Below are 24,125 nucleotides of genomic sequence, written 5' to 3'. Positions count from 1 at the left end.
AACGCCGGCAACTTTCGCAATGGGACGTGGTATCCGAAACTCACCCGAGGTTTGGCGTTCCGTGCATCCGAGGAGATGCCCAGAGAATGGGCACGCGGAACTGAGCTAATGCGGGTGAAAGACAGATGGTATGCCATCTTCCCTGAGCCCGTGAACGAGCAGTGTTCGTTAGCAAAGGGGGTGGTTGCGCTTGACCCTGGGGTAAGAAGCTTCCTTACAGGGTTTGATGGGGCAGGTTTTGTAAATATTGCCAAGGGGGACTTTGGCAGGATCGTTCGGCTGTGCTACCACCTAGACGATCTGCAATCTAGGCTGAGCAAAGCACCGAGACTCAAACGTAGGCGAATGCGGCAAGCGGCGTTTCGTCTGCGGGAGAGAATCAGGAACTTGGTGGACGAGTGCCATCGCAAGGTAGCGGCGTTCCTAACGGATAACTACCGATTGATATTCCTCCCCACTTTCGAGTCAGCCAAGATGGTTGCCAAGGCAGGGAGGAAGTTTGGTAGCAAGACAGCAAGGGCGATGCTCACCTGGGCGCACTATCGGTTCAAGCAGTTCCTGAAGTTTCAAGCCAAAAAGAAAAACGTGGTCGTCGTGGAAGTATCGGAGGCGTACACCAGTAAAACCTGTACCAAGTGCGGGCACATCCACACCAAGTTGGGTGGCGCAAAGGTGTTTAGATGCCCAAAGTGCAGCCATAGGCTACCACGAGATTGGCAAGGCGCTCTGGGTGTTATGCTCAGAGCTTTGCGGGATACCGCCTTTCTGTTCGGAAACGGACAGAATGCTATCGCTGCACCGTTGAGCAGTAATGGTCAGCAGTGTTCAGCGTAAATGTATCAGTTTTGCCTGCTGCATCAGAAGTTAACTGGGGATCCCCTGTCTGGGCAAGATGTCCATTAGGATGAGTTCCAGGGGCTGGCCAGCGCAGGGAACCGGCGTAAAGTGGGCAAAGTGGGATCTGCCGAGCGCTGGGTTATGGGGAAAGCTTCAACAAACTCGCAGGCGAGGTTGCAACACCATGGCACCGACTTGGCAAACGGATGGGCATACTTGGTTCCTTCTGCCCCCTCAACCCCGCGCCGTCGTTCACTTTCTGGGTGGAGCTTTTGTGGGAGCTGCCCCGCAAGTGTTCTACAGCCGCCTGCTGGAAGAACTGGCCCGTATGGGCATGGCCGTTGTTGCTACTCCCTACACCACCGATATCGATCACGCCCAACTGGCGCTCAGCGCAGCCCAATCTTTGCACAGAAGCCTGCAAAGCAAGGGTTTGCTGGAGTTGCCCCTGTTTGGTTTGGGTCATAGCCTGGGCTGTAAGTTGCAGATCCTCTCTTGTCTAGCCGTTCCTTCTCTGGGATCCCAGCGGCGAGGCAATATTTTCCTGGCCTACAGCAATGCCGGGCTAGATCGGGCTTTGCCATTGCTGCGGCTGTTGGCTCAAGCTTGGCCTCAACAACAGCTTGCCGATCTGTGGCGGATGTGGATGGGATCCTCCTCGCCACCTGTGAATCTGTGGTTAGAGTTCGAGCCTTCCCCAGCAGAAACCAACCGCTTAATTGAGGAGCAGTATCCGGTTAGACACAACCTGCTCGTAGAATTTCGACAGGATGATATTGACGACATTCCTCTGCTCTACCAACAGCTTTGCCGCAAGTATCAAGGCCACACCGAGTGGCAGCATCTCGAGGGGGATCACCTCACTCCACTGGGTTTTAGCTATCCTTTCCAAGTCGGGCAAGAGTTCAGCCCCATCGATGCTTTTGGACAGTTGATCTACCAGAACCTACTGGCCCCCAATCACCAGATGATTCGAAGCATTCAAGCCTGGCTAGCAACCCAATTGGCCTAGTCAAGCCAGCTCAAATCGGAGAGCAGATCTTGAGAGTAGGAAGAGGGGGACTGCGCTTGCAGATGAAACAACATCTGCAGGGTATCGCTCATCAAAAAGTAACAGGTCAAGACGCCGCCGGCAGCCACAGCCACCAGTGTCCCTGCCAACATGCGCGAGAACTCCTGACTCTGAAAAGCCTGCTCCATCAAGCGCAGCGCCCAGAATCCCAGGAGGACAACAATGGCAAGGATGATCAACATATCGTAATTTATTGTAACAAGCCTGCTGCTCAACGGCCATTGACAGAATTGAATAAGAACATAGGGACTCCCCTTGTCCCTCATGCTCCATGACTCTGAGTCAGCTAGAAATCGCAGGAGCCCCGCACTGTACCCATAGGGTCAGTGTCGGGAGGAATGCGGAAGTTATGATAGAACCATGACCCACGTCCTGACCGTCTCCTGCAAGCTCAAGGCGTCCCAGTCGCAAGCCGCAAAGTTGGATGCGACAATGGATGCCTTTGTGCAGGCGTTGAACTGGGTCAACCAAAACACACCAGAAAAAGTAGTCAACGCAGTCAAACTCCAGTCCCTTTGCTATTACCAGATTCGCGCTCGGTTTGGCTTGTCCAGTAATCTGGCCCAGCAGGTCTGCAGACGGCTGGCCGGTGCCCGTAAAGTTGCCCGACAGAAAAACCGTCCGGTCAAAGCGTTCAAGAGAGGCTTTGCGACCTACGATGCCCGTATCTTTTCGTTCCGCGAGAAAGACTGGACGGTGTCGCTGACCACGGTGGAGGGTCGGGAGCGCTTTGAGCTGGCGATTGGCCGCTACCAGAGAGAACAGTTGGCAGGCTCCAACCCCAAATCCGCCACTCTGGTCAAGCGTAAAGACGGTTCCTACTCTATTCAGATCTGTGTGGAAGCGGAGCCATCCCCACCGCAACGCACGGGCAGAGTGCTGGGGGTGGACTTGGGGAGGACGGATATTGCCCATACGTCAGACGGGGACAATTGGAATGGACAGCAGTTGAACAGAGTCCGAGACCACTACTCCAAGCTGAGGGCGGCACTCCAACGCAAAGCCAGTAAGGGCACCCGCAGTTGGCGGCGCAGATGCAGAGAACTGTTGCAACGGCTGTCTGGCAAGGAGAGGCGCTTTCAGGCGTGGGTCAATCATCGCATCTCCAAAGCTATTGTCTCTAGGGCAAAGGCGACAAACAGCGCTATTGCTCTGGAAGACTTGACAGGGATCCGGGAAAGGGTCAATCAACAGCCACGCAGCAAAGCCGAACGGCGCAGGGCCAACGGTTGGGCGTTTTATCAACTCCGTCAATTTTTGGAGTACAAGGCTCTGCGTGCGGGGGTTGCTCTGATTCTTGTTCCGCCTGCCTACACGTCGCAGACCTGCCACCGGTGTTTGCACATTCATCCCGACCCTGCGCAATCCTACCGCAGTGGCAAGTCGTTCAAGTGTGGGCACTGTGGATGGGAAGGGGATGCGGATTTGAATGGTGCGAATGTGATTGCGCTTTTGGGGGCTGCTGTAAACCAGCCTAGAGGTTCGTGGTTGGCTTGCCAACTGCAGGGCTACCGAAAGCCCGCCCTGTACTGCGAAGCAGTCAGGGTCGGGTAGTTTACGAGCTGATGTGGCTGATTCAGGTGGGGCTGTTGCGGCGGGAAGTGGATGGGCAGGGGATCACCGACCGGTACCGTCTGGCACCTCTGGGTCGGCAGTTGCTGCAAGATCTGGAGAGGGATGAAACTTTTGCCGGGATCTCGGCAAGCTGGGCAGACCACCTGCAGAATAGGCTGACCCGCTGGCGGCTGCTCCCCTGAGGATCCCCTACACTGGATCCAACGTTCAACGCTGCTCCTGAGGTGGGACATGGTACGGCCAAGGTTGATGCGTGCGCCCGGATCCCTGGCACTCCAACGTCCACTCCAAACCTCTTTGCATCGGCGCAGCCAAGCAATTAACCGGCGCAGCAAGTCTATCTACCGCAAAACCCGCTCCCTCTACCGACGCAACTTGCCCCTTTATCTGCGCAATTTGCTGTTGCAATACCGCACCAGCCTTATCTACAACCTCAAAGCCAGGCCTGTCAGCAGAACCCGTCGAGGATAGCAAGCCCCCCTCTGGATCCCAGCACAACAGTCTTCACCCCGTCGGAGTTGGTGATGGAGATTGTCCACCCCCAAGCCTGTGTAACCCCGTAGGAGGGGTACTTCTTGCAGGAGACTATTGGATTGTGAAGCGGCCAACTCCCACCTTCTCGCCATTGACATGAATCTCGACGCGGTAGCGGCCGGTGTAGGGTTGGCTGAAGCTCAGAAAGCCTCGCACGGTATCGGCCAAGGGATCCCAGGGAACATCTAGCCTGCGGATCAGTTGCTCGCCCCCAGCTTCTCCGCCCTCGTAGTACCAGAGCATCTCCACCTTGGCGTTGGCAGGAAGGTTGCCCACCGGCAAGATGGCCCAGATCAAGGTGTCAGTGGTCTTGAACTCGGTTGTGGCCTCGCCAGGGCTGCCGTCCCCCCGACCTCGGTACAGGCCGATTGTCCTTAGCCCCGCCTCTTTGGGGATCTCTCCGCTGTAGGCACGGGCATCCGCCTGCGCTTCCTGACCTAGGCGATCCAGCTCGGCCAGCAAATCTTCCTGCTGCTTCAGGGCATCGGTTGCTTCCTGCAGCCACCGGGCGATCTGCCGCTCTGCGGTTGGGGCTTCCGAAACCGGGGAAGAAGGCTGTGCAATCGCCCCGCTGAGGTTGCGAATGGGAAAACCCTGAGCTGTCCCCACCTCGCTGCCCAGTAAGTTCAGCCAGCGGCTTCGCACTTCGGACGTCATCTCTGGCTTTGCGGCATAGGCAATGCGCACACTGCCGCTTGGGCCTCGGGTGATCCGGCCAATCTCATGTTCCTCAACTCCACTCACCGTTCCACGACAGCCAGCACTGCGAAACTCGTAGAGCACATCTTCTTCGCTCTCCCGATGGAACTCCCAAGTCGTTTGGGGACAGTTGGCCAGGAGGTTGTCCCGCATGTGGTTGGCAAGAAAGCGCGGCGATCCCTCGACATGAACGTCCATGACGGAGAGCATCTCTCTCCAAGAGGCCAAGCTCTCTCCGGGCCGTGTGAGAAGGGTTAGAGTAACCCCTTCTAGGACTTGATGATCGGCGAAAACCCATTCCCTCGAATCCCCTTCGATAACAACGTTTCCCGAGGGGCTGATGAAAGCGGATGCAAACAGCAGGCCGGCAAAAAGATTCAACACAATGCCCTTCCTTATCCTGGGATTTGCACCTGAAAACGGGACAGGAGAGCTTTCAAACTGCTCACTGGGCAAGCAAAGAAGGGCTGAACAAGGTCGTTGCCGTTTACAAGGCTCACCTCAGAAGAATCTTGATAGATTCCTATAGCTTGATTTTGCTAACCTTACCCAAATGTTATTGACTCCCTAGAACGCCGACTAGCTTAGCACAATTTAGCTCAATTCTGAACCCTATTATGCAGAAATGTTGTGTTTTTCTGATGAGTATATCCATTTACATTGAAAAGACAGCAGCCTGTTCGTTCAGAAACCTCATGGCAATTGAAAGCTGGTTACTGTAGTAAGTCACTGCGGCCAACTGAAGAGGAGATCTTTCCGGTAATTAGCCAGTTATCCCCCAAGGTCTCCAGCCGCGGCTCCACCAGTTGCCAGCTTTGGTTGACATCAGGGATCCCCTCGCCTGCTACCGGGGTTGGCGCAGCGGCTCCCCCCAGGATCTTGGGAGCGATAAAGGCGGCTACTTTCTGGATCGCCCCATCTTTGAGGGCTGCCCAGGCCAGCGTGCCCCCGCATTCCCAGAGGGCGCTCAGACACCCCCGCTGAAAGAGCACTTGTGCCACCCGCGAGGGGGTTACCTGGGGCAGATGCAGCAGCTCCACCCCCTGCTTGGCCAGGGATCCCCACAAAGGATGGGTTGCCACAGCTTCTGTGATCACCAACGTCGGCGCTTCTTCCACCTGCCACAGATGGGCGACGGGAGGTAGGTTCAGGGAACGGCTGAGGACCACCCGCAACGGCTGGGATCCCTGCAACTCCGCCAGGCGACAGGTGAGGCGCGGGTTATCCTGCCAAACGGTTCGGGATCCAACGATGACGGCATCATGCCAGGCCCGCTGTTGGTGTACCCACTGCCGCGCCGGAGAGTTGCTGATCCAGCGGCTGTGGCCGGTGGCGGCGGCGCTCTTGCCATCCAGGGTCATGGCGTATTTCAGCAGGCCGAAACACTGTTGCCGCACAATGGCGAAGGCAAACCCCTCGTTCAGCTCCTGGCACTCCCGCTCCAGCACTCCCACTGTCACGTCGATCCCCGCCTCCTGCAGGCGGCGGATCCCTTTGCCAGCCACCAAGGGATTGGGATCCTGCATCCCCACCACCACCCGCCGGATCCCGGCGGCCAGGATGGCCTCGGTACAAGGGGGAGTGCGCCCATAGTGGTTGCAGGGCTCCAGGTTGACGTAGAGCGTTGCGCCTCTGGCCAGGGATCCCGCCTGTTGCAGAGCCAACACCTCGGCATGAGGCTGCCCTGCCCCCGGATGAATGCCTTCTCCCACCACCCGATCCTCCTGCACGATCACGCAGCCCACCCGTGGATTGGGAGAGGGACGCTGAGGTGTGGAACGGGCCAGGGATAGACACCGTTCCATCCACTGCTGATCCGAAATCATAAAATGGGCATCCGCTCCAGAGCGGCTCAAGCCGGTGACAAGGCTGCCAACTTGCGGTTGAAAGCTGCAATTGCCTTGGATTCTAGCTCTACCACCTGCAATGCGTAGTCGCGGGCGCGGGCCTTTTGTTCGTTGCTGACAATCTCTCCCGAACGCAGGCGATCCAACAAATCGAAGGGATCCAACACCTCATCCATCGGGAAGCGGCCCAGATGAATCATGATCGGCAGGCGATATTCCTCCCCGAGAATCAGAGCGGAAGTGAGTGTGGGCGATTCCGTCTCTCCCGGCCTGAGGGTGGGGCGAGCCTTGAGGCCAACCACCACCTGGCGATGGGTCTCGATCACTGCTCTGGCCCGATCCAGATCTTGATTTTTCCAATCCACAGCCAGCCTGAGGCGGTGGGCGATGAAATCCGCAGTGGCGATGTAGAGCAGAGAAGGATCAAAGCATAAACCCGCGTCTGGGCAGTTGACGCCACCGTTGCACAAAACGCCGGGAAGGTGATCCCCGCCTCCACCACCGTGGTCACCCCTGAGCGGATCCCCGCCTCATCCGCAGGCAGACAAAAATCCCCCACCGACGTGAAAACCCAGTTGCCCGATCTCGTCCAATCCCTGGTCGGGATCCAGCAGATGTGCGTTGATAAACAGGGTGGCAGCCACCAGAACTCCTGTCAACAAGGCGTTAGACCGGTATTGCGGCAAGGTAAAACACTTTTTTCTTGCAATTTGTAGGCTCAACTACAAAATCCGACGCGGAGAAGACCGCAATCTGAGCGTGATACCTGCTACATCTGCCGTTTCGACAAACAGGCTCTAATATTGGGATGGTTATTCTAGGAGCTGCCTTCATGACCTCTTCCCCCCACCTGACCGCTGCAGAGGGGGCAGCGGGTTCTGCCAACGGGCTAAAGGAGGCATCCCTGTTTGGGGAACGGGATCCCTTGGCCCATTCCCTTCAAGTCAACGAAGCCTTCAACCGCAGGAACAACCTGTTGAACCGTCGCCTGCAATTGGTGGAAGAACTCTGGGAATCGGTGATCCTGCAGGAGTGCGGTCAGTCTCTGGTGGATCTGTTGCAGCGACTGCGTTCCATGTGTTCCCCAGAAGGACAAGCCCTGGAGTACCCGATCCCAGAGGTACTACAAATTATCGAGTACCTCAGCCTCGACGCCACCATCCAAACGGCACGGGCCTTTGCCCTCTTCTTCCAGTTGATCAATATTGTTGAACAGCACTACGAACGGGCAGAAGACTCGGACATGCGCATGGTGGATAGCCAACAACGTACCGTGCGAGAAAACGAAAAATTTGAACGGCTGTTCCCTTACCTGCGGGCTCAAGGGGTGCCGCCGGGCCTACTGCGCAGATTGCTGGAGCAGTTGCACATTCGCATGGTCTTTACCGCCCACCCCACCGAGATCGTCCGCCACACCATCCGCGAGAAGCAACGAGCTTTCTCTCGCCTGCTCGGCCAACTGGATTGGGCAGAACAAACCCAGCCTTTGCAGGCCCAGATGATAAAAGAACAGATGGCGGAAGAAGTTTTGCTTTGGTGGCGCACCGACGAGTTGCATCAGTCCAAGCCGACTGTTTTGAACGAAGTCGATTACACCTTGCACTATTTTGAAGAGGTGTTGTTTCAGGCCATCCCCCTGCTGCACGAGTACCTCAGCCGCAGCCTGAAAAAAGCTTTTCCCAGCGTCGAGCCGCCGCCGGCAGGATTTTGCAACTTCGGCTCATGGGTAGGCGGGGATCGGGATGGCAACCCTTCCGTCACCGCCGATGTTACCTGGCAAACGGCTCGCTATCAGCGCAACCTCATCCTGGGCAAGTACATCGAATCGGTGAAGGCTCTCACCAAAACCCTGAGCATTTCCCTGCACTGGGGGGATGTGGACAGCCAACTGCTGGATGCCCTTGAGCAGGATCACCGCCTCATGCCTGAGGTTTACGAATCGTTTTCGCTGCAATACCGCCAAGAGCCCTACCGCCTCAAGCTCAGCTACATTCAGCGGCGGCTGGAGTTGACGCGGGAGCGCAATCGCAACTTGGCCGACTCCGCTTGTTTGCCCACCCCTCCCCCTGTGGACAACGCCTATGCCAACGCAGAAGAATTTCTGGCCGACTTGCAGCTTATCCAGAAAAGCTTGAAAAACAGCGGCCTTTCCTGCCGTCAGTTGGATCATCTCATTCAACAGGTACAGGTGTTTGGCTTTCACCTGGCCCATCTGGATATCCGCCAAGACAGCAGCTACCACGAAGCCGCTCTCACGGAGATTTTCGAGTACTTGCGCATTTTGCCGCGTCCCTACAACGAGATGACGGAAGAGGAAAAAACCGCCTTTCTCCTGCAGGAGCTACAAACACGTCGGCCTCTGATACCGCTGGAGATCGCCTTTTCCGAGAAAACGGCAGAGCTGATCGCCACCTTTCGCACCCTGCGCCGCATGCAGCAGGAATTCGGCTTGGCCATTTGCCAAACCTATGTGATCAGCATGAGCCGCCAGTTGAGCGACCTGTTGGAGGTGCTGCTGATGGCCAAGGAGGTGGGGCTCTACGATCCCATTAGCGGTCGCGGATCCCTGGCGGTGGTGCCGCTGTTTGAGACCGTCGAAGACCTGAAGCGGGCCCCGGAAGTTTTGCGGCAGTTGCTGGAGATCCCTTTCTATCGCCAGTACTTGGCTCAGCAGGGAAATCTGCAGGAGGTGATGCTGGGCTACTCCGACAGCAACAAAGATTCCGGCTTTTTGAGCAGCAACTGGGAGATTTACAAAGCTCAACAACGCCTGCAGACGGTGGCCGAATCCTATGGCGTGAAGCTGCAAATCTTCCATGGCCGGGGCGGTTCGGTGGGCCGTGGGGGGGGCCCGGCTTACGAGGCCATCTTGGCTCAGCCAGGGCGCAGTGTGGGGGGCCGCATCAAAATTACCGAACAGGGAGAGGTGTTGGCCTCCAAGTATTCCCTCCAGGATCTGGCCATTTTTAACCTGGAAACCGTCACCAGCGCCGTGATCCAGGCCAGCCTACTGCGCACCTACCCCAACGATCTGCACGAGTGGTCGCGCCTGATGGAATCCTTGGCGGAGCGCTCCCGGCAGGTGTACCGTAACCTGGTCTACGAGCAGGAGGGCTTTGTGGAGTTTTTCCACGAGGTCACCCCCATTGAAGAGATCAGCCAACTGCAGATCAGCTCCCGTCCCGCCCGCCGCAGCGGTAGCCAAAAAGACATCGGATCCCTGCGGGCCATTCCCTGGGTATTCAGTTGGACGCAAAGCCGCTTTCTCCTGCCGGCCTGGTATGGAGTTGGCACCGCCCTACAGGAATACGTGGCCAGGGGCGAGCACAACCTCAACCACCTGCAGCACCTGTATCGCGAATGGCCTTTCTTCCGCATGGTGATCTCCAAAGTGGAGATGACTCTGGCCAAGGTGGATTTGCAAATAGCGCGTCACTACGTGCGGGAGATGAGCTCTCCAGAACGTCTAGAGCGGGCGATGGAGCTGTTTGAGTGTATTGCCCAAGAAATGCACCGCACCCGCACAATAGTGCTGCAGATTACGGGTCACAGCGAACTGTTGGAGAACGACCCTTATTTGAAGCGCTCGGTGCAGTTGCGCAACCGCTCTATTGTGCCCCTCGGCTTTATCCAAGTCTCCCTCCTCAAGCGCCTGCGAGAGCATCAGGGATCCCGCACCGGACGAACACGCTACGACCGAGCTGAACTTCTGCGTGGAGCTTTACTTACCATTAACGGCATTGCCGCCGGGATGCGCAACACAGGCTGAGGGATCCGACTAATTGACCCTGGCGCTGCTTCTATCAAGTTCAGATCGGCATTGAGAGCCTATCAGAACAGATCGTCATCATACTCTTCTGGCTCCACCTCTACTGGCTCTACTTCGACAACGCGGCGGGAAGGACGGCGGGGGGGTTCATCTGCGTAGCTTTCCCCTTGGTCTTGGGGCAACCGTGGGGGACGGCGACGAGTAGCTGTACCTGTGCTGCGCTCTTCCTGCACATCCACATCCTCTGGATACTCTTCGGTGGCAGGACGACGGGGGCGGCGGGCCTCTGGCGGCGGTGCTGGTTCATCGTAGTCCGTATCCTGACGCGGGCGGACCCCTGGCTCCTCGTAATACTCATCCCCTTCGGGTCGGCGGCGGGGACGCACACGGGTATCGCTGGTCAGTTGGGGCCGCGGGCGACGGCTCGGCTCTGCGCTGCCTTCGGGAATGGAGCGGGTGGAGGAGGTGTCGCGAATACGGGATCCCTCGGCTCGAGTGGAAACCGTGCGTCCTTGGGCATAGCCATCCGGGGGATAGGTGCGGCTGAAGCCTTGCCGCCGAACGGTCGGACGAGCCCCGCCCACCTGCCGTGCTTTTTCGCTTAAGAGAATCCGCAAACGGAAGGTTTCGATGGCAAACCAGCCGGCCATCACCGCCAGCAACACCTGCGCAAAGAACAGCAACGGGATGAGCCGCTGACCTTCCAAGAGCAAGCAGACGGAATAGATCAGGCCCATCGTGGCAAAAATCACGTCATACTCAGCGGAGGCCTCTCGCTTGATGAACCGAACCGCGAAGATGGCTCCACTGGCAATCGCCACCAGCGCTGCCATCAAGAAGTAGGGGCTTTGGGTGAGAAACATGCCAGGGATCCCTAAACGATGAAGACGGGAGAGCGTTGAGCCTTACCCATTCCACAGCCGATCCTAGCATTGATCCTCCTGGTGGCACGGACAACAAAACCCAGGTTTGGGTGTAGGGACGGGATCCCTCTTCAATAAAAGGGATCGGTGCTAAAATCGGCAGCATCTTCCTGCATGTTCCATGCTGTATTTGGCACGGGTACACAAAAAAAGTCTCTTCGGCCAGGGGGAGCTGCAGCTCTTGGCCCGGCAGGCCGAGGACGGGGTTTGGATGCCGCTGCGCAAGCCAGAAGGGGTCACCTGCAAAGAGGTTGGCCCTTACAACATTGGGGTGTTGCTGCTGGTTGAGCTTTCGGAAGAGCGGCAGGTACGGCGGGTGGAAGAGGCAGCCATGAAGCTGGTGGAGATGTTGCACAACCTATCCCGAACCCACAGTCTGGTGGATCTGTCGGAGATTGAAAGCTGGCGGCAATCCTTGACTCGGCAAAGCCAAGAGCTGAGCCGTCGCGAAGCAGAGGTGGCCGCTCGCCAAGAGCAACTGCAACAGTGGGAAAACCGTCTGCGAGAAAAGCTGTCTCCTTGAGCTCTCAGATCTACTCTTATCTTAAGTAGAGTCATTTTAAGCTAATTGAGAAGCCCCCCAAGTGCTCTGTGCCGCTGCCATCACCCCATCTCCCAAAAAGAAAGGGGAGCTGGATGGAAATGTTTCATACCTGTTTAAAATGACTGTAAGTCCAAGTAAGTCTATGAGTGAATCTGGATGTTCTGCGCCTTCCCAAATCAGTAGTGATACGACCCGGATCAACTTGAGTTAAGCCATTCTTTTCCCCCAGAATAAGCGGGGCAAATCCGGGATCCATCATGCCCCACGTTGCCCATGGCAACAGACTGTCCCACCTCCAGTGTAGAAATCCCCCGACTTTAGTCGGTGAGAGTGTCAACCCTGTGCTGGTGCTGTATGGATCGATCAAACAGTGCTGAGATCTGGCCTTAACTCGCGGGCACCTCGCAGATAAACATGCTGCATGTCCGCTTGAGCAAGTGGAGTATTCAACTGGATCAAAACCCGAATGCAACGGGGTAAGTCGCCGCTCACCTCCATCTGTTGCACATCCAACAGAGGCACCGACTCCCAGCCAGGGCGACGACGGGCAAATTGGGCAGGAAAAGCTGCATTTAAATCAGGAGTAACAGAAAAAATAACGCTGACCAACTCAGCCGGATCGAAGGCGTTGCGGTGCTCTAGCGTATCCAGCAGCTCAGCCACCGCCGCGCCAATGGCCTCGGCACTGTTTGTAGGTACGGTGATGGCTCCCCGAATTGCTCTGACTCGCCACCCCAATGGCCACACCCTCGTGCGCTTGAGCTCGCCTCGCTTCCAGAAAATTATACAGACTCATCTCTACTGGGATCCCATCCCTCTGGGGAAAACCAGCCCCCATCGCCTAGCTGGGCTGCAGGAGCTTTTCCAGGATCTGCTCGTGGCTGAGGCCGGAGTCCACCCAGGCTTCTCCCTCTTTGAGGCGGGCAGCAGCGGTTACGACAAACAAATTGCTCTTCGCTCCCAAAGCCTCGCTGGCGGTTTGCACGCAGAGCAAATCCTGGCCGGTTAGCTGGCTAAACCAGGTGGCCAACAGCCCTGCCTCCAAAAAGCCCATCGGACGCTTGAAATGGGGAGGGGTGACAGCAGCGAAGGGGGAATTGCGAATCGACACCACCAGGACTCCCTGATCTTTGTAAGTCCAGTCGATCTCGATCAATCCCCAGCCATGAGTTTTCCAAGCTTGTCTCAGACTTTGCAGGAAAAGGCCCATCTCCAGCTCGGCCAAAGGCTTCTGGTAGTAGTCGGAGAGTTCTTGGGCAAAACGGCGGAAAAACTCCTTGCCCCACATCCGACCACAGTTGCGCAATACCAAACGAGCAGCCTGGCCAGTCTCGTATTCCAGGCCCGTGTAGATGCCCCGCAGCAATGCCTCTGGAAGGGCCAAGAGACGCTCACCGTGGCGACTTTCCAGCAAGCCCGATTCCAAATCGCTTCGCAGATAGGCGCTGGGTGCATAGTAGTTGGCCAAAACAGGCGTATAGGGATCGAAGTTGACTGAGCCATTGGAGATAGAGCTGGTGCCGTTCATAAGGGATCCCCTGGTTATCCAATCCAAGTCGTTATTGAGCTCTAAGCATCCAAATAGGAGCAGGGTGCAGTTGACAGTTCGTTGGTTGTTGAGCTGGGAGAACGGTTGTTTACGCTCCAAATCTTATGGCGATCCCTCCAGCAATTGAATACCCCTTGGGCAGATTTACTACAACGCTAACATTAACTCCAACGACACTGAAGTCTCCGGCTAGTTGAGATAGAGCGCTCTAGCACCGAAAAATGCAAAAAGCAAAAAAGTATCTAGCTCTAAAACAGCAAGGCCACCTGTACCTGGGTGATTAAGGGGCGGATAAACTCCAACTCTCCAGGGGCCAGATGGTCTCTCAGCTCCTGCTGGAAAATCCGATAGGCAACCTCATAAACCCTCTGCAGCCCGTACAGGCGCACCTCTTCTTCCATCCACTCGATCAGCCGCTCCTTCAGGAGGTTTTCGTCCTGCAGCAACATGGCCATAGCGCTGTGACGCAGCAGCAACAGCAGGTGTCGCCGGCACAGATCCAACACTTGGGGAGAAAGGTCGGGCATCTCCTTTTGCAGGGCATCTAGGGTTTTGCTCACCACCTGGCTCTCCCGTTCCCGCAAAACTCGGTACACATGTTGTCGTTTTGGCCAGCCGAGAACATAGGCCTTCAGATGCTCCAGCTCCTCTGGCTTGAGGTAGCGGGCTTCCGACTCGATCAGCATCTGCTCCAAGGGGCTTACCATCTCGCTTCTTCCGGATGTCAGTGGGTGCTAGGAGACTCAAAACAAGCTGAACAGATCTGCCAAGGTGATCTGTTCTTCTGCCGGCTCGGGTTCTGGTGCTGCCGACAGGGATCCCAGAGAATGCGCGGCCAAACTCAGGGGATCCCCCGCCCAGGGGATGGAACCAAAATGCTCCCGCACTTGCAGAAAAGGCATTGGCAGAGAGCGCATCTGTAGGGGGCGGTTATCCCAATTTAGACGGGCAAAAAAGCTCTGCACCGAATCTTCTAAAGCAATCTTCCAGGTCATGCCTTGGCTACTCCCTGGCCTGAACGCAATTTTTGGGCAATTTCGCTGGCACTGGCCCCTTCGTTTAGCCAGAAGGCAGCCGCATCGATGCGATCTTTGCTGCCGAGCAAAAACTTGCAGTAGCTTTCTCCCATGGAGTAGCACTGGATCTCGATGCAGTTCAGTTGCCGTTCCACCATGGTGCTAAAAAAGCCGGCAAACAATCCGGCGTAAAGATGACAGACAGGTTTGCCCACATCCCCCAGGGTGCGGGCCACGGCGGAGTCAAAGAGGTTGATGAAAATAAACCCTTGCCGCCGACTCTCGGTTTCTACCTCCCAGCGCCCCCATCCTTGCGAGGTCAGAGGCCACCACCAGGTTTCCAAGAGAAACATGAGATTACTCTGCTTGGGCTGGCGCCGATATTCCTCCTCAAACCAGCGGGAAAAATGGAGGGCATCGTTGCGTCCCCACTCTCGGCCAATGGTGTACATCAGAGAAGCCGAGGCATCTCCCACTTCTTCCTCCAGGCCCTGCTGTAAACCCAGGATAAAGTCTTCGCTCACCAAGACATTGCGGGCGCCCGTCCAGTCCACAAGGGATCCCTGGGAGAGATTAAAGCGGAAAAAGTCTTCGCGGCTGTAGTGGTTATGCCGTTGGGCGGCAGGCTGAAGAGGTATCTCAATGGGGGTAGTCGTCATGGTTGGGTGAGGAGAGATCAGATTTTTTAACACTCCTTATCATACCCTTCTTAATTGGCATTTTTACCAAAAAACTGGGTCTAAAGCCTCGTCCTCAAGGCCTACGGCCCGCTGACGCAGTTGCAACAGCGTTGCGGAGCAATGGGGGACGGCTTTGGGATAGACTCAGGGCGACGGCAGGGTAGTCAACCGCTCCAAAAACCCAGCAGGAGTGGGTCAACTGGAGAAAACTGCCCTCAGAGGGAGACAGAAAAGCCCTGAGTTGTTGTAAAGATTTATTCAAAAATTGGGAAGAAGAGCTGTACAGGGATCCGGAGCAGTACTTAAGACTGAGGCCTGACCTTGATGAAAGCAATGGCAGACCGCCACAGCAGCGACTCCCGCCCCTCGGCATCGGCTAAACAGAGGCAATCGGGATCCTGCCAGCGCAACTGGCCGACGAAGACATCTCCGGTATTGAGTTTGACCTCGAGGGTTTCCCGATCCTTGATGACCTTCTGCAGGCGACGCACGCTCGGGATCCCGGTGTTGAAATCGGTCACGACAGCCCTATCAGCCAGCGAGAAACGGTATGTCAGCAAGCCCACTGCCCCCAGTATAGGGGATCCCTGCCGCTTCCCACTGCCCCTCCACCACACTTCCACAACTTGGGCTCAAAACTCGCCCTCATCTTTGCCCATTTTTTCTGCTGGCGAGTACTATGTAGGGGGGATGGCGCTTAGAAAAGCGGTAAACCTTTCGAGTTCGCCGTCTTTTTTAAGCGAATCTACGGGTGTTCTCCCCGAAAAAAGCCAGCACAATAGGGCTAGGGTGATAGAGGGTGCGGCTGTCGCCCTAGGGAAGGTGAATCCTCAGCTGGGATCCCTTCTACATGCCATTTTGCCGCCGAGTTGTCTGTCCTTTTCAACCCTCATCAGTATCAGCAGTATCAGTGCAGGAGAGATCGTTATGGCAGTAGAGAAAGTGAACTCCTCGTCCAGCTTGGCCGAAGTGATCGATCGCATCTTGGATAAAGGTATCGTGGTCGATGCCTGGGTGCGGGTTTCTTTGGTTGGGATCGAGCTGTTGGCCATTGAAGCCCGCGTCGTTGTGGCTTCTGTGGAAACCTACCTGAAGTACGCTGAGGCTGTGGGTCTGACGGCTACTGCTGCTGCCCCTGCCGTCTAAATCTGGCCCAATCACTCAATCCCCTTGCCTTCAATACCGTGATGGTTTGACTGGTCATGGGTCTTGGGCGGGGGTCTGGAGCTGGCCGCTGTGAAGGCTCTCGGAAAGCGAGGCAGGGATCCACCTCTGGTCTCTGCCTTGCTCTCATGGGTTTCGTTCAGGGATCGAGTCTTGCAGACGTGTTGGGCTGCAGACTGGCATGATAGCTGGATATCGAGTTTGAAGGGGCAGAGAAGCTGTATCCACTCAAGCATTGAAAACGACGTGAGGGATTGGAGATCATGAGTTTGCAGGAACAATGGGCCATGGCCCGCAGCCAGCGGGTGGCTCAGAATCGAAGTTTGTTAAGCCGATCCCGGCAGCAGCGCCTAGAGCAGCACCAAGCCCTGATGGTTGAGCTGGGGCAGCGCCGCCAGCAACGACAAGAAGCAATACGGCACCAGACGGAGCAAACCCGCAGCCAATTGCAGAAACTGAGGCAGGAGCGGGCTGTGAGGCGCTCCCTGGACGAATGCTCCCGTTCGGAAGCGGCGGCTCAGCGGGCCAAGTCGGTGGCAGAGAGTCTGGCTCGCCTGGAGCAGGAACGAGCTGCTCAATCGGAAGCCAGCCGGCAGCAATTGCAGGCTTTCCGGGCTAACTTGACTGCGGCTGTGGAGCATTTGCTGAGCACCTATACGCAGGCTCGGCAGGCGATGGCCGACAAAACTCAGCAAGCGCGGCAGTCTTTTTGCGCCGATTTGCGGCAGTGGGTACAGGCTCTCCGGCAAATGGCTCGACAGGAGCTGGCTCAGATGGCTCAGGAACAGCAAGCCCAGGCCCAGGCCCTGCGGAGATCCCTGGCCACTTTCCGGGCGGAGTTGCATAAGCAGGTGTGGGGCAATGGGATCCCTGTCCTCATCCCAGAACCTGAAGTCTCCACTTCCAGTGCAAGCTCTAACAGTGCCGTTGCGACTGCCGGTGAGGCGCCAATATCTGCCTCTGACTCAACGCCCATAGCCGAAGACCAAGCCCCGGTGGAGCCGCCTGCTCCCGTCTCTGTTCCCCAGCCCCAGCCCTCGGAGGGTTTAATAACGCCTGAACCCCCTGAAGTTCCGCCTACTGTCGAGAAACAGGTGGATCCCATCCTTGACTATGTCAACAAGTATGTGAGTGATCTACAAGCGCAGGATCCCAACTTGACCCTGCTGCAGGTAATTGGGGATCGGGAACGGGTGCGGGATTTGTTGGCCCGCGGCGCGGTGGATCTGGGGTTGGATCCCTCGGAAATCTTGGCTACGCTGCGGCGCATGGTGTCGGGGACGGTCGCAGTTTAGTTGTGCCGAGCGCAGGAAGAACATCCAGGCTATAGTCAAGGCAAAGGAGTCTAGGGCAGCAAAGAGGTTGAGTATCTCCATGGCCACGGTTCTGCAGGCGCGTCCCCGCCAGTTCGTGAACACCCCCTACATTGAGCGGATTACCCGCCGCGCTTTGCGCTATTTGCAATCGGGCTTTGCGGTGCATTTGCGGGGGCCTTCGGGTACGGGCAAAACCACTTTGGCGATGCATCTGGCCAGCCTGCTGGGCCGCCCCATCATGCTGATCTATGGGGATGACCGCTTCGATTCTTCCGACCTCATCGGGGGGCGCACCGGTTTTACCCATCGGCGGGTGGTGGACAACTTCATTCACTCGGTGGTGAAGACGGAGGAGGATGTGCAGCAGCGCTGGGTGGATGCCCGCCTCACCTTGGCTTGCCGAGAGGGGTTTACCCTCATCTACGACGAGTTCAATCGCTCCCGCCCTGAGGCCAACAATGCTCTCCTGAGTGCCTTGGAGGAGAGGCTGCTGGTGTTGCCGCCGGACAGCAACCGCTCGGAATATCTGCGGGTGCATCCCCAGTTCCGGGCCATTTTTACCTCTAACCCGGAGGAATATACCGGGGTTCACAGGGCCCAAGATGCGCTGCTGGATCGGATGATCACCATCGATATGGGGGAGCCGGACATCGAGACCGAAAAGGAGATTCTCACCTCGCGAATAGGCTTATCCGGCCCCGACGCCCTCAAGATTGTCCACATTGTGCGGGCTTTTCGCCGCAAGTTGGATCTGACGCGCCACCCCAGCCTGCGCAGTTGTTTGATGATCGGGCGCATTGTCAAGGAACATGAGCTGGCGGTCAGCAAAGAGAATGCCGATTTTCGCGCTTTGTGTGCGGATGTGCTGTTGCCGCGAGCCGGCAAGCGCTATGAAGAGGGATCCCAGCTGCTGAATTATCTGCTAGACCAACTGCCTGGCTGAGTCTTTTGCCTGTTGGTACGCTTTGGAGGTCGATTAACCCTGTGCCGATTAGCTCTCAACCCTTGACCACGGCTACTCACGGCTCCTCGCTGGCCGATGTGTTGGAGCGGGTACTGGATAAGGGCATTGTGATCGCCGGAGACATCACCGTTTCGGTGGGCAATGTGGAGTTGCTGAATGTGCGCATTCGCCTGCTGATTTCTTCGGTGGATAAGGCCAAGGAGATCGGCATCAATTGGTGGGAATCGGATCCCTATCTCAACAGCCAGGCGCGGGAGCTGCTGGAAGCCAACCGACAGCTCATGCAGCGCGTTGCCGAATTGGAAAGACAGCTTGCCCAAGCTCTGCCCCAGGGGGGAAAGGGAACGGACCCATAGGCTGCCCCCCGCCATTGTGACCTGGATTGACGGGCTAGACTGGCTGCTGTGGTGGTTTGACGGGGTGATGGGGCATGGCTTTGGAGATGGCGTTTGACCGGAAGGGTTGGCAGCGGCTAGGGACGCTGGGCTGGGCTGTGGGTGTGGTGCTGGCCCTTGGAATCCCGGCTTGGGGTCAGAATCCCCGTGCCATCAGCATCAGCGCCGATGTGCAGGAGGCCAACGCCAACACAGGGGTTTTTACGGCCATTGGCAATGTCACCCTCAGTTTTCCTGCCGAGCGGCTTACGGCCCGCGCCCAAAGAGCTGTGTATTACAGCCAGGAGCAACGCATTGAGCTGGAGGGCCAGGTCATCATCAACCAAGGGGAGAATCAGTTGCAAGCGGAGAAAGTCATTTACCACATCGACAAGGGCACCATCCAGGCAGTGCCATCGGCAGGGCGGCAAGTGGAGTCCATCTACGTTTTGCCGGAGCCCAGCTCAAGTCCTTAGCTGATCCCCACACTTTTTTCCAGCAGCACGGACTCAGCCAACACGGCTATACCGTGATTTCGTCACCGATCATCCCAGCCTGCAGGGTTTCCCTCACCCCCAACCCCTCTCTCAAAAGGAGAGGGAAGCCAGGGACAGACATAACAAATCGTTTCATTGCTGTTTGAAATGACTACATTTGAAATGACTACACATGGGGCAGCGCTGGAAACGAGCTCGGGGAATGTCGGCTTAGATCCGTTTAGGATGTAGTAATTCATTTAGGATGTAGTAGTTCGGGCGGCAGACTTTTTCCCTGACTCTGAATCAAAGGATGGCTGATGGATGTTCGGGATCCGAGTTCCTCACCCCTGGCAACGAGAGGCACAGGTCACTCCAGAAGAGATGTTTTTCAGCCGGCGGCAATTTCTAGCGCAACTGGGATCCGTTGGGGTGGGAGCCAGTTTTTCTATTTTTGGGTTTGGCAGCAGGGGAGCTGCTCCCTCGGTAGAACGAGAGCTGAGGGGGATCCCACTCAACCCCCACTTTTCGGATGTGGGCAGGCCCGTCACCGAGGAGATTGTAGCTGCTCGTTACAACAACTTTTACGAGTTTGGCTCCGGAAAGCGCGTCTGGCGGGCTGCACAGGCTTTGCCCACGGATCCCTGGACTGTCGAGATTACCGGGCTGGTGCGGCATCCTCAGCGGTTGGGCCTGGAAGATCTGTTTAACTTCCCCCTCGAAGAGCGCATCTATCGCTTTCGCTGTGTGGAAGCCTGGGCGATGGTGGTGCCGTGGTTGGGCTTTCCGATGCGGCTGTTGCTGGAACGGGTGGATCCTTTGCCGACGGCTCGATTTGTCCGCTTCACTTCCTTTTACGATCCGGAAATTATGCCTGGCCCAATCTGGCCCCCCAACTTGCCTTGGCCCTACACGGAAGGGTTGCGGATCGAGGAAATGGCCAACGAGTTGGCCTTTTTTGCCCTCGGCGTTTATGGCAAGCCGTTGCCCAAACAGCACGGAGCGCCAATTCGCATGGTAGTTCCCTGGAAGTATGGCTTTAAGGGGGGAAAATCCATCGTCAAAATCGAGTTTTTGGCCCGTCAACCCTCCACGTTTTGGAATACCCTCGCCCCTGGGGAATATGGATTTGAGGCCAATGTGGATCCTAGGGTGCCCCACCCCCGCTGGTCACAGGAGCAGGAAGTCTTGATCGGTTTCGGATCCCGTTCCCAGTGGCAAATCGTTCCCACCTTGCCCTACAACGGGTACGGAGAGTATGTTGCCCACTTATATGGCTGAACTTGTATGCCTGAAGACGCCCACGAAAGGATTCGAACCTCCGACACCTGGGACCGGAACCCAGTGCTCTAGTCCACTGAGCTACGTGGGCAATGCAACTGCATTAACCATCATATCTGCTGACTTTCAGTTCTGCCAAGGGGGCAAAGCTGCGGCGGTGCTGCGGGGTGGGCCCCAAGTTCTGCAACGCCAGTCGGTGCTCCCGCGTGCCATAGCCAGCGTTGGTGCGCCAGCCGTAGCCGGGGTACTGCCGATCCCAGCTCTGCATCAAGGCATCTCGCCAGACTTTGGCCACAACTGAAGCAGCGGCAATGGAGAGGCTGATGTGATCCCCCTTGACCAGGGCCGTTTGCCGGGATCCCAGCTCGGCCAGCGGCAATCCATCCAGCAAAATGTGTTCGATTGGATCCAACTTGGCCAAAGCCCGCTGCATGGCTAGCACCGTGGCCTGGCGAATGTTGAGCCGGTCGATCTCAGCAGCAGAGGCACTGCCAACGCCCACAGCCAAAGCCACCTGCCGAATCCGTTCCGCCCATTGAGCGCGTTGCTGCGGACGCAGTTGTTTGGAATCCCTCACTCCCTCCAGTTCTTTGGGATCCATCTGGGCCGGCAAAATTACCGCCGCCGCCACTACCGGCCCGGCCAGGGCCCCCCGCCCCACCTCATCCACCCCCGCCACCCGCAGGATCCCCTGCTGCCAAAGGGATCCCTCCCAGATCAAACTCGGCCTTGCCCGCTCCACCATACTCCCATGCCTGCCCCTGGGCTTGAGAGCAGCGCCTAACTGCTGCGGGAGCGCCGTCGCCTGGAGGCTGCTGGAGATTGCTGGGCAGGGCTGATCCCCAGTTCCGCGGCTGGCTCGGCCAAGCTGCTCTGCACGGCTGACGGGAACGATTCAGCAGAGGAGATTTCGGGTTCCGAGGGTTCGGGTGGAGAAACGGTATCCAGCGGCTCCTTCTCCTGCAAGGCATCCGGTTCGGGCGCCAATTCCTCCGCCTGAGAAGTTGCCTCAGTCTCCACCTCTGGGCTACTTTCCACCTCGACAGTTCCCGGCAGAACCACCCTAACCGCCGTGTCTCGGCCCCAAGGCGGCGGCTGGTCAAGCAGCAACAGCGGCGACAGCCCCAGCTCCGAGTAGACCCGTTGTTGTAACGGGGTCATCTCCACGGTGACGGTTTGCCGTACCGGAGCCGGACGGCCTTCTGAGGACTCCGTCCCGCTGGCGCGAACGGTGCGGGCTGGGGAAGTGTGATCTTTGCGTGCGGTGGATTCTGCCTCTTCCCCAGGGCCAGAACGGCGGGGTTCTTGACGCTTTAGGTCTGCTCCGCCCCCTGGCAGTTGCATCGGCTCTGGGGCTTCCTCTTCTACAGGAGTATCCAGGCTCCGGGCAACGAGGCGCTGGCCAGTGCGGGGATCCCCCCAGTCTTCGCGGGGACGCTTGCGTCCCGTTTCAACCCGTGGCTCTTCCTCCAGATCGTCTGAAGTCGTAAAGGGATCCGGGCTGGGGCGTCGTTGTCCGGGGGCAGATCGCGACCGCCGCAGCAGCGCACGGCTATCGCCTCGAGACAGCCCATCGCTTCCCACTCGCAGGCGCGCCCGTTGGGAGTTGCCATCGCGGGGCAGGATCGGGCCGGCGTCTTCCTCATCCCCTTCTTCCACCTCGGTGGGCAGCGTTACCGTCAGGCCGCTTTCTATCGTCAAGAGATGTCCCGGCTCGGCCCCCGGCAAGCGGGCCAGGATCCCCAGCCCCTCACAGGTGGGGCAAGAATAGCCGAAGATCTCGTAAAGGCTTTGCCCCTGCCGTTTGCGGGTGAGCTCCACCAGCCCCAATTCCGACAGTTGGACCACCTGTGGGCGAGCTTTGTCGCTGGAGAGGGCCTTGTTAAAATGCTCCAAAACCAGCAACTGGTCGCGGCGGGAATCCATATCGATGAAGTCCACCACAATCACACCGGCAATGTTGCGCAGCCTCAATTGGCGGGCGATCTCGGTAGCCGCCTCACAGTTTGTCCACAGCACTGTCTCCCGAGAAGTGGCCGATTGGGTGAAGGAGCCCGAGTTAACATCAATTACCGTCAGGGCCTCGGTGGGCTCGATGATGATGTAGCCGCCAGAGGGCAAATCCACCCGTGGCCGCAGCGCCTGCCGAATAACCGCGTTGACCCGAAAATACTCCAGAATGGGGGTGGGCTCGCGGTGGGCATCGACAACGACACCAGGGGGCATTTGGCCCTTGTTCCAGCCCTGCAGATAGCTACGGACTCGCTTCGCTCCTGCCGCAGAGTCGGTCACAATACGGTTCACATCGTCGGAGTAAACATCCCGCAGCACCCGCTGAATAAAGTCGTCATCCCGGTTGAGTAGCCCCGGCCCCCGTGCCGCCTGATACTGCTGTTGAATATCTTCCCAGAGTTTCTTCAATTGCTCCAGGTCGTCGATCATCGCTTCTTCGGACACACCTTCCGCTTCGGTGCGCACCAACAGGCCCATCTGCGGGGGCTTAATCAAAATGGCCAGCGACTTCAAACGGTTGCGTTCTTCTCGATCCTCGATGCGGCGGGACAGATGAACGCCTTTTCCGTAGGGTCGCAACACCAAATACCGCCCTGGAAAGGCCAAATCTCCGGTAAGCCTTGGCCCTTTGTTGCCGGTAGGCTCTTTCATCACCTGTACCAGCACCTTTTGCTGCGGCAAGACCAGCTCAGAAATCGAGGCATGACTTCGCTTGAGGCGCAGCGGGCCCAGGTCGCTGACGTGGATAAACCCATTGCGCTCTGCAGGGCCGATGTTGACGAAAGCGGCATCGATGCTGGGCAGAACGTTCTCGATGATTCCGACGTAAACGTCTCCCACTTGGTGAGCGCCGCTGGCGACGATCAGCTCCTGCACTTGATCTTCGGCGAAGACGGCTGCCACTCGATGTTGCTCGGCAATGACAATCTGCCTGGGCATTAACTTCCCTCCCCGCCCCAAGGGCACGCGGTTACGGGTTGAACCCTCATTCTGGCGAGGTGTTGTCCTTTTGCTGGGATCTGCTCAAGTTTCTTTAACCAGGATCGAGTCGTCATGGGGCTGTCCATTACCCTCAGCTCTGCTTTGACGCTTGGCTTTGTTTCCTCTCCAATGAGTGAGGTGAGTTTAAGTGCATGTGAACTACCCAATGCTGGCTCTGGTGGGTACAGCGGGGGCTTCTGCTGATTGGAAGGAAAACTCATCGGATGGGATGAATGGATTCGGTGAGGTTTGCATGGAGATTCATGGATGGGCTCAATCGATAGGCTCAGGGAGCAAGACGGCTCCGCCTCGGGAGATCCAACGCTGGCCCATTGCAGAACCCCAGTTGTGCGGCCCAGCCTGTTCGCGAAAGCGTCGCGTAGCGATAGTCCACAACAAGACAGGGTTTGCGCGCGGAAAGAAGCACCTTCTCAGGGTAAAATTTTCTGGTTAGATCTGGGCCAGGTCGAAGAGGCACACTTTTCTGTTGCACCTATCGACTCGACCCCAT

Annotated in this window: 25 protein-coding genes, 1 tRNA gene and 1 pseudogene; 13 read left to right on the top strand and 14 right to left on the bottom strand. The window is 57.3% G+C overall.

The features are described from left to right. Window positions 1–834 (top strand): RNA-guided endonuclease TnpB family protein (locus ACVWXW_RS12345; protein ID WP_457404031.1); only part of this gene is annotated, 834 nt, incomplete at its 5' end. Window positions 835–1,021: 187 nt separating this feature from the next. Next, window positions 1,022–1,849 (top strand): DUF1350 family protein, encoded by an 828-nt coding sequence (locus ACVWXW_RS12340; RefSeq protein ID WP_457404030.1) that lies wholly within the window; start codon window positions 1,022–1,024, stop codon window positions 1,847–1,849. Here ACVWXW_RS12340 and ACVWXW_RS12335 read toward each other — a convergent pair. Further along, a complete protein-coding gene (locus tag ACVWXW_RS12335; RefSeq protein ID WP_414419019.1) occupies window positions 1,846–2,091 on the bottom strand; it encodes a hypothetical protein in 246 nt (81 codons plus the stop codon). The genes ACVWXW_RS12340 and ACVWXW_RS12335 overlap by 4 nt on opposite strands. A gap of 178 nt (window positions 2,092–2,269) precedes the next feature. Here ACVWXW_RS12335 and ACVWXW_RS12330 point away from each other — a divergent pair, with 178 nt between their 5' ends. The 3 genes and pseudogenes from ACVWXW_RS12330 to ACVWXW_RS12320 all read left to right on the top strand — a co-directional run bounded on the left by ACVWXW_RS12330 (window position 2,270) and on the right by ACVWXW_RS12320 (window position 3,955). Further along, a complete protein-coding gene (locus tag ACVWXW_RS12330) occupies window positions 2,270–3,463 on the top strand; it encodes an RNA-guided endonuclease InsQ/TnpB family protein (protein ID WP_457404029.1) in 1,194 nt (397 codons plus the stop codon). A 5-nt stretch (window positions 3,464–3,468) separates the two neighbouring features. Next, window positions 3,469–3,666: pseudogene (locus ACVWXW_RS12325) on the top strand (Npun_F0494 family protein); the annotation flags it as partial. A gap of 49 nt (window positions 3,667–3,715) precedes the next feature. After that, complete coding sequence (locus tag ACVWXW_RS12320) at window positions 3,716–3,955, top strand: hypothetical protein (RefSeq protein ID WP_457404028.1); 240 nt, start codon at window positions 3,716–3,718, stop codon at window positions 3,953–3,955. A gap of 114 nt (window positions 3,956–4,069) precedes the next feature. Here the strand turns inward: ACVWXW_RS12320 and ACVWXW_RS12315 are convergent, their stop codons facing one another. From ACVWXW_RS12315 to ACVWXW_RS12305, 3 genes are all read right to left on the bottom strand, one after another. Continuing rightward, entirely contained in the window at window positions 4,070–4,927 is an 858-nt protein-coding gene (locus ACVWXW_RS12315) for a hypothetical protein (protein ID WP_457404027.1), read from the bottom strand. Window positions 4,928–5,430: 503 nt separating this feature from the next. Further along, a complete protein-coding gene (gene ribD, locus ACVWXW_RS12310) occupies window positions 5,431–6,543 on the bottom strand; it encodes a bifunctional diaminohydroxyphosphoribosylaminopyrimidine deaminase/5-amino-6-(5-phosphoribosylamino)uracil reductase RibD (protein ID WP_457404026.1) in 1,113 nt (370 codons plus the stop codon). 26 nt (window positions 6,544–6,569) lie between these two features. After that, window positions 6,570–7,034 (bottom strand): hypothetical protein, encoded by a 465-nt coding sequence (locus ACVWXW_RS12305; protein ID WP_457404025.1) that lies wholly within the window; start codon window positions 7,032–7,034, stop codon window positions 6,570–6,572. Between the two features lie 362 nt (window positions 7,035–7,396). Between ACVWXW_RS12305 and ppc the strand changes: the two genes are divergently transcribed. Further along, a complete protein-coding gene (gene ppc / locus ACVWXW_RS12300) occupies window positions 7,397–10,333 on the top strand; it encodes a phosphoenolpyruvate carboxylase (protein WP_457404024.1) in 2,937 nt (978 codons plus the stop codon). 62 nt (window positions 10,334–10,395) lie between these two features. On the opposite strand, the gene ACVWXW_RS12295 is transcribed toward ppc, so the two are convergent. Continuing rightward, the gene (locus tag ACVWXW_RS12295; protein ID WP_414424296.1) at window positions 10,396–11,196 is read right to left on the bottom strand and encodes a Ycf66 family protein; all 801 of its coding nucleotides are present in this window, start codon (window positions 11,194–11,196) and stop codon (window positions 10,396–10,398) included. Between the two features lie 181 nt (window positions 11,197–11,377). Here ACVWXW_RS12295 and ACVWXW_RS12290 point away from each other — a divergent pair, with 181 nt between their 5' ends. Then, window positions 11,378–11,779, top strand: a complete 402-nt coding sequence (locus tag ACVWXW_RS12290; protein ID WP_414330894.1) for a hypothetical protein — start codon at window positions 11,378–11,380, stop codon at window positions 11,777–11,779. Window positions 11,780–12,163: 384 nt separating this feature from the next. On the opposite strand, the gene aroH is transcribed toward ACVWXW_RS12290, so the two are convergent. The 6 genes from aroH to ACVWXW_RS12260 form a co-directional block, all read right to left on the bottom strand. Next, window positions 12,164–12,538 carry a chorismate mutase gene (gene aroH, locus ACVWXW_RS12285; protein ID WP_457404023.1) on the bottom strand — a complete coding sequence of 125 codons (375 nt, stop codon included), beginning with the start codon at window positions 12,536–12,538 and terminating at the stop codon, window positions 12,164–12,166. A gap of 103 nt (window positions 12,539–12,641) precedes the next feature. Continuing rightward, window positions 12,642–13,328, bottom strand: a complete 687-nt coding sequence (locus ACVWXW_RS12280) for a V4R domain-containing protein (protein WP_457404022.1) — start codon at window positions 13,326–13,328, stop codon at window positions 12,642–12,644. A gap of 269 nt (window positions 13,329–13,597) precedes the next feature. Then, window positions 13,598–14,056 carry a globin family protein gene (locus ACVWXW_RS12275; protein WP_414330903.1) on the bottom strand — a complete coding sequence of 153 codons (459 nt, stop codon included), beginning with the start codon at window positions 14,054–14,056 and terminating at the stop codon, window positions 13,598–13,600. 36 nt (window positions 14,057–14,092) lie between these two features. Continuing rightward, window positions 14,093–14,344, bottom strand: a complete 252-nt coding sequence (locus tag ACVWXW_RS12270) for a hypothetical protein (protein ID WP_414399553.1) — start codon at window positions 14,342–14,344, stop codon at window positions 14,093–14,095. Then, on the bottom strand, window positions 14,341–15,024 hold the full coding sequence (locus tag ACVWXW_RS12265; protein WP_457404021.1) for a V4R domain-containing protein: 684 nt from the start codon (window positions 15,022–15,024) through the stop codon (window positions 14,341–14,343). Before ACVWXW_RS12265 ends, ACVWXW_RS12270 begins: the two co-directional genes overlap by 4 nt. Before the next feature lie 323 nt (window positions 15,025–15,347). After that, complete coding sequence (locus tag ACVWXW_RS12260; protein WP_414415719.1) at window positions 15,348–15,668, bottom strand: Hfq-related RNA-binding protein; 321 nt, start codon at window positions 15,666–15,668, stop codon at window positions 15,348–15,350. 304 nt (window positions 15,669–15,972) lie between these two features. Between ACVWXW_RS12260 and gvpA the strand changes: the two genes are divergently transcribed. The 6 genes from gvpA (at window position 15,973) to msrP (ending at window position 20,620) form a co-directional block, all read left to right on the top strand. Then, window positions 15,973–16,191 (top strand): gas vesicle structural protein GvpA, encoded by a 219-nt coding sequence (gene gvpA / locus ACVWXW_RS12255; RefSeq protein WP_011429717.1) that lies wholly within the window; start codon window positions 15,973–15,975, stop codon window positions 16,189–16,191. A 281-nt stretch (window positions 16,192–16,472) separates the two neighbouring features. Then, window positions 16,473–17,504, top strand: coding sequence for a gas vesicle protein GvpC (gene gvpC / locus ACVWXW_RS12250; protein ID WP_457404020.1), 1,032 nt, complete (start codon window positions 16,473–16,475; stop codon window positions 17,502–17,504). 79 nt (window positions 17,505–17,583) lie between these two features. Then, window positions 17,584–18,468: a gas vesicle protein GvpN gene (gene gvpN / locus ACVWXW_RS12245; protein WP_011433426.1), complete on the top strand. Its 885-nt coding sequence runs from the start codon at window positions 17,584–17,586 to the stop codon at window positions 18,466–18,468. A 41-nt stretch (window positions 18,469–18,509) separates the two neighbouring features. Next, a complete protein-coding gene (locus ACVWXW_RS12240; protein WP_011433425.1) occupies window positions 18,510–18,845 on the top strand; it encodes a gas vesicle protein in 336 nt (111 codons plus the stop codon). 74 nt (window positions 18,846–18,919) lie between these two features. Next, on the top strand, window positions 18,920–19,339 hold the full coding sequence (locus ACVWXW_RS12235; RefSeq protein WP_011433424.1) for an LptA/OstA family protein: 420 nt from the start codon (window positions 18,920–18,922) through the stop codon (window positions 19,337–19,339). A gap of 324 nt (window positions 19,340–19,663) precedes the next feature. After that, entirely contained in the window at window positions 19,664–20,620 is a 957-nt protein-coding gene (msrP, locus tag ACVWXW_RS12230) for a protein-methionine-sulfoxide reductase catalytic subunit MsrP (RefSeq protein WP_457387789.1), read from the top strand. 17 nt (window positions 20,621–20,637) lie between these two features. Here msrP and ACVWXW_RS12225 read toward each other — a convergent pair. The 3 genes from ACVWXW_RS12225 to ACVWXW_RS12215 form a co-directional block, all read right to left on the bottom strand. Further along, window positions 20,638–20,711: transfer RNA gene (locus ACVWXW_RS12225), tRNA-Arg, on the bottom strand. A 12-nt stretch (window positions 20,712–20,723) separates the two neighbouring features. Then, on the bottom strand, window positions 20,724–21,365 hold the full coding sequence (locus ACVWXW_RS12220) for a ribonuclease HII (RefSeq protein ID WP_011433421.1): 642 nt from the start codon (window positions 21,363–21,365) through the stop codon (window positions 20,724–20,726). A 35-nt stretch (window positions 21,366–21,400) separates the two neighbouring features. After that, a complete protein-coding gene (locus ACVWXW_RS12215) occupies window positions 21,401–23,572 on the bottom strand; it encodes an Rne/Rng family ribonuclease (protein WP_457404019.1) in 2,172 nt (723 codons plus the stop codon). Window positions 23,573–24,125: the final 553 nt, after the last annotated feature.

The organism is Thermostichus sp. MS-CIW-30 (assembly GCF_054058015.1).
The sequence above is the reverse complement of the archived record's forward strand: the minus strand, read 5'-3'. Positions and strand labels throughout refer to the sequence as shown.

What these genes read in the sequence shown, in the direction of transcription:
- ACVWXW_RS12340 (WP_457404030.1), top strand. Translation starts at nt 1,022, where the DNA reads ATGGCACCGACTTGGCAAACGGATGGGCATACTTGGTTCCTTCTGCCC.
- ACVWXW_RS12335 (WP_414419019.1), bottom strand. Translation starts at nt 2,091, where the DNA reads ATGTTGATCATCCTTGCCATTGTTGTCCTCCTGGGATTCTGGGCGCTG.
- ACVWXW_RS12330 (WP_457404029.1), top strand. Translation starts at nt 2,270, where the DNA reads ATGACCCACGTCCTGACCGTCTCCTGCAAGCTCAAGGCGTCCCAGTCG.
- ACVWXW_RS12320 (WP_457404028.1), top strand. Translation starts at nt 3,716, where the DNA reads ATGGTACGGCCAAGGTTGATGCGTGCGCCCGGATCCCTGGCACTCCAA.
- ACVWXW_RS12315 (WP_457404027.1), bottom strand. Translation starts at nt 4,927, where the DNA reads ATGCTCTCCGTCATGGACGTTCATGTCGAGGGATCGCCGCGCTTTCTT.
- ribD (WP_457404026.1), bottom strand. Translation starts at nt 6,543, where the DNA reads ATGATTTCGGATCAGCAGTGGATGGAACGGTGTCTATCCCTGGCCCGT.
- ppc (WP_457404024.1), top strand. Translation starts at nt 7,397, where the DNA reads ATGACCTCTTCCCCCCACCTGACCGCTGCAGAGGGGGCAGCGGGTTCT.
- ACVWXW_RS12295 (WP_414424296.1), bottom strand. Translation starts at nt 11,196, where the DNA reads ATGTTTCTCACCCAAAGCCCCTACTTCTTGATGGCAGCGCTGGTGGCG.
- ACVWXW_RS12290 (WP_414330894.1), top strand. Translation starts at nt 11,378, where the DNA reads ATGCTGTATTTGGCACGGGTACACAAAAAAAGTCTCTTCGGCCAGGGG.
- ACVWXW_RS12280 (WP_457404022.1), bottom strand. Translation starts at nt 13,328, where the DNA reads ATGAACGGCACCAGCTCTATCTCCAATGGCTCAGTCAACTTCGATCCC.
- ACVWXW_RS12275 (WP_414330903.1), bottom strand. Translation starts at nt 14,056, where the DNA reads ATGGTAAGCCCCTTGGAGCAGATGCTGATCGAGTCGGAAGCCCGCTAC.
- ACVWXW_RS12270 (WP_414399553.1), bottom strand. Translation starts at nt 14,344, where the DNA reads ATGACCTGGAAGATTGCTTTAGAAGATTCGGTGCAGAGCTTTTTTGCC.
- ACVWXW_RS12265 (WP_457404021.1), bottom strand. Translation starts at nt 15,024, where the DNA reads ATGACGACTACCCCCATTGAGATACCTCTTCAGCCTGCCGCCCAACGG.
- gvpA (WP_011429717.1), top strand. Translation starts at nt 15,973, where the DNA reads ATGGCAGTAGAGAAAGTGAACTCCTCGTCCAGCTTGGCCGAAGTGATC.
- gvpC (WP_457404020.1), top strand. Translation starts at nt 16,473, where the DNA reads ATGAGTTTGCAGGAACAATGGGCCATGGCCCGCAGCCAGCGGGTGGCT.
- gvpN (WP_011433426.1), top strand. Translation starts at nt 17,584, where the DNA reads ATGGCCACGGTTCTGCAGGCGCGTCCCCGCCAGTTCGTGAACACCCCC.
- ACVWXW_RS12235 (WP_011433424.1), top strand. Translation starts at nt 18,920, where the DNA reads ATGGCTTTGGAGATGGCGTTTGACCGGAAGGGTTGGCAGCGGCTAGGG.
- msrP (WP_457387789.1), top strand. Translation starts at nt 19,664, where the DNA reads ATGTTCGGGATCCGAGTTCCTCACCCCTGGCAACGAGAGGCACAGGTC.
- ACVWXW_RS12220 (WP_011433421.1), bottom strand. Translation starts at nt 21,365, where the DNA reads ATGGTGGAGCGGGCAAGGCCGAGTTTGATCTGGGAGGGATCCCTTTGG.
- ACVWXW_RS12215 (WP_457404019.1), bottom strand. Translation starts at nt 23,572, where the DNA reads ATGCCCAGGCAGATTGTCATTGCCGAGCAACATCGAGTGGCAGCCGTC.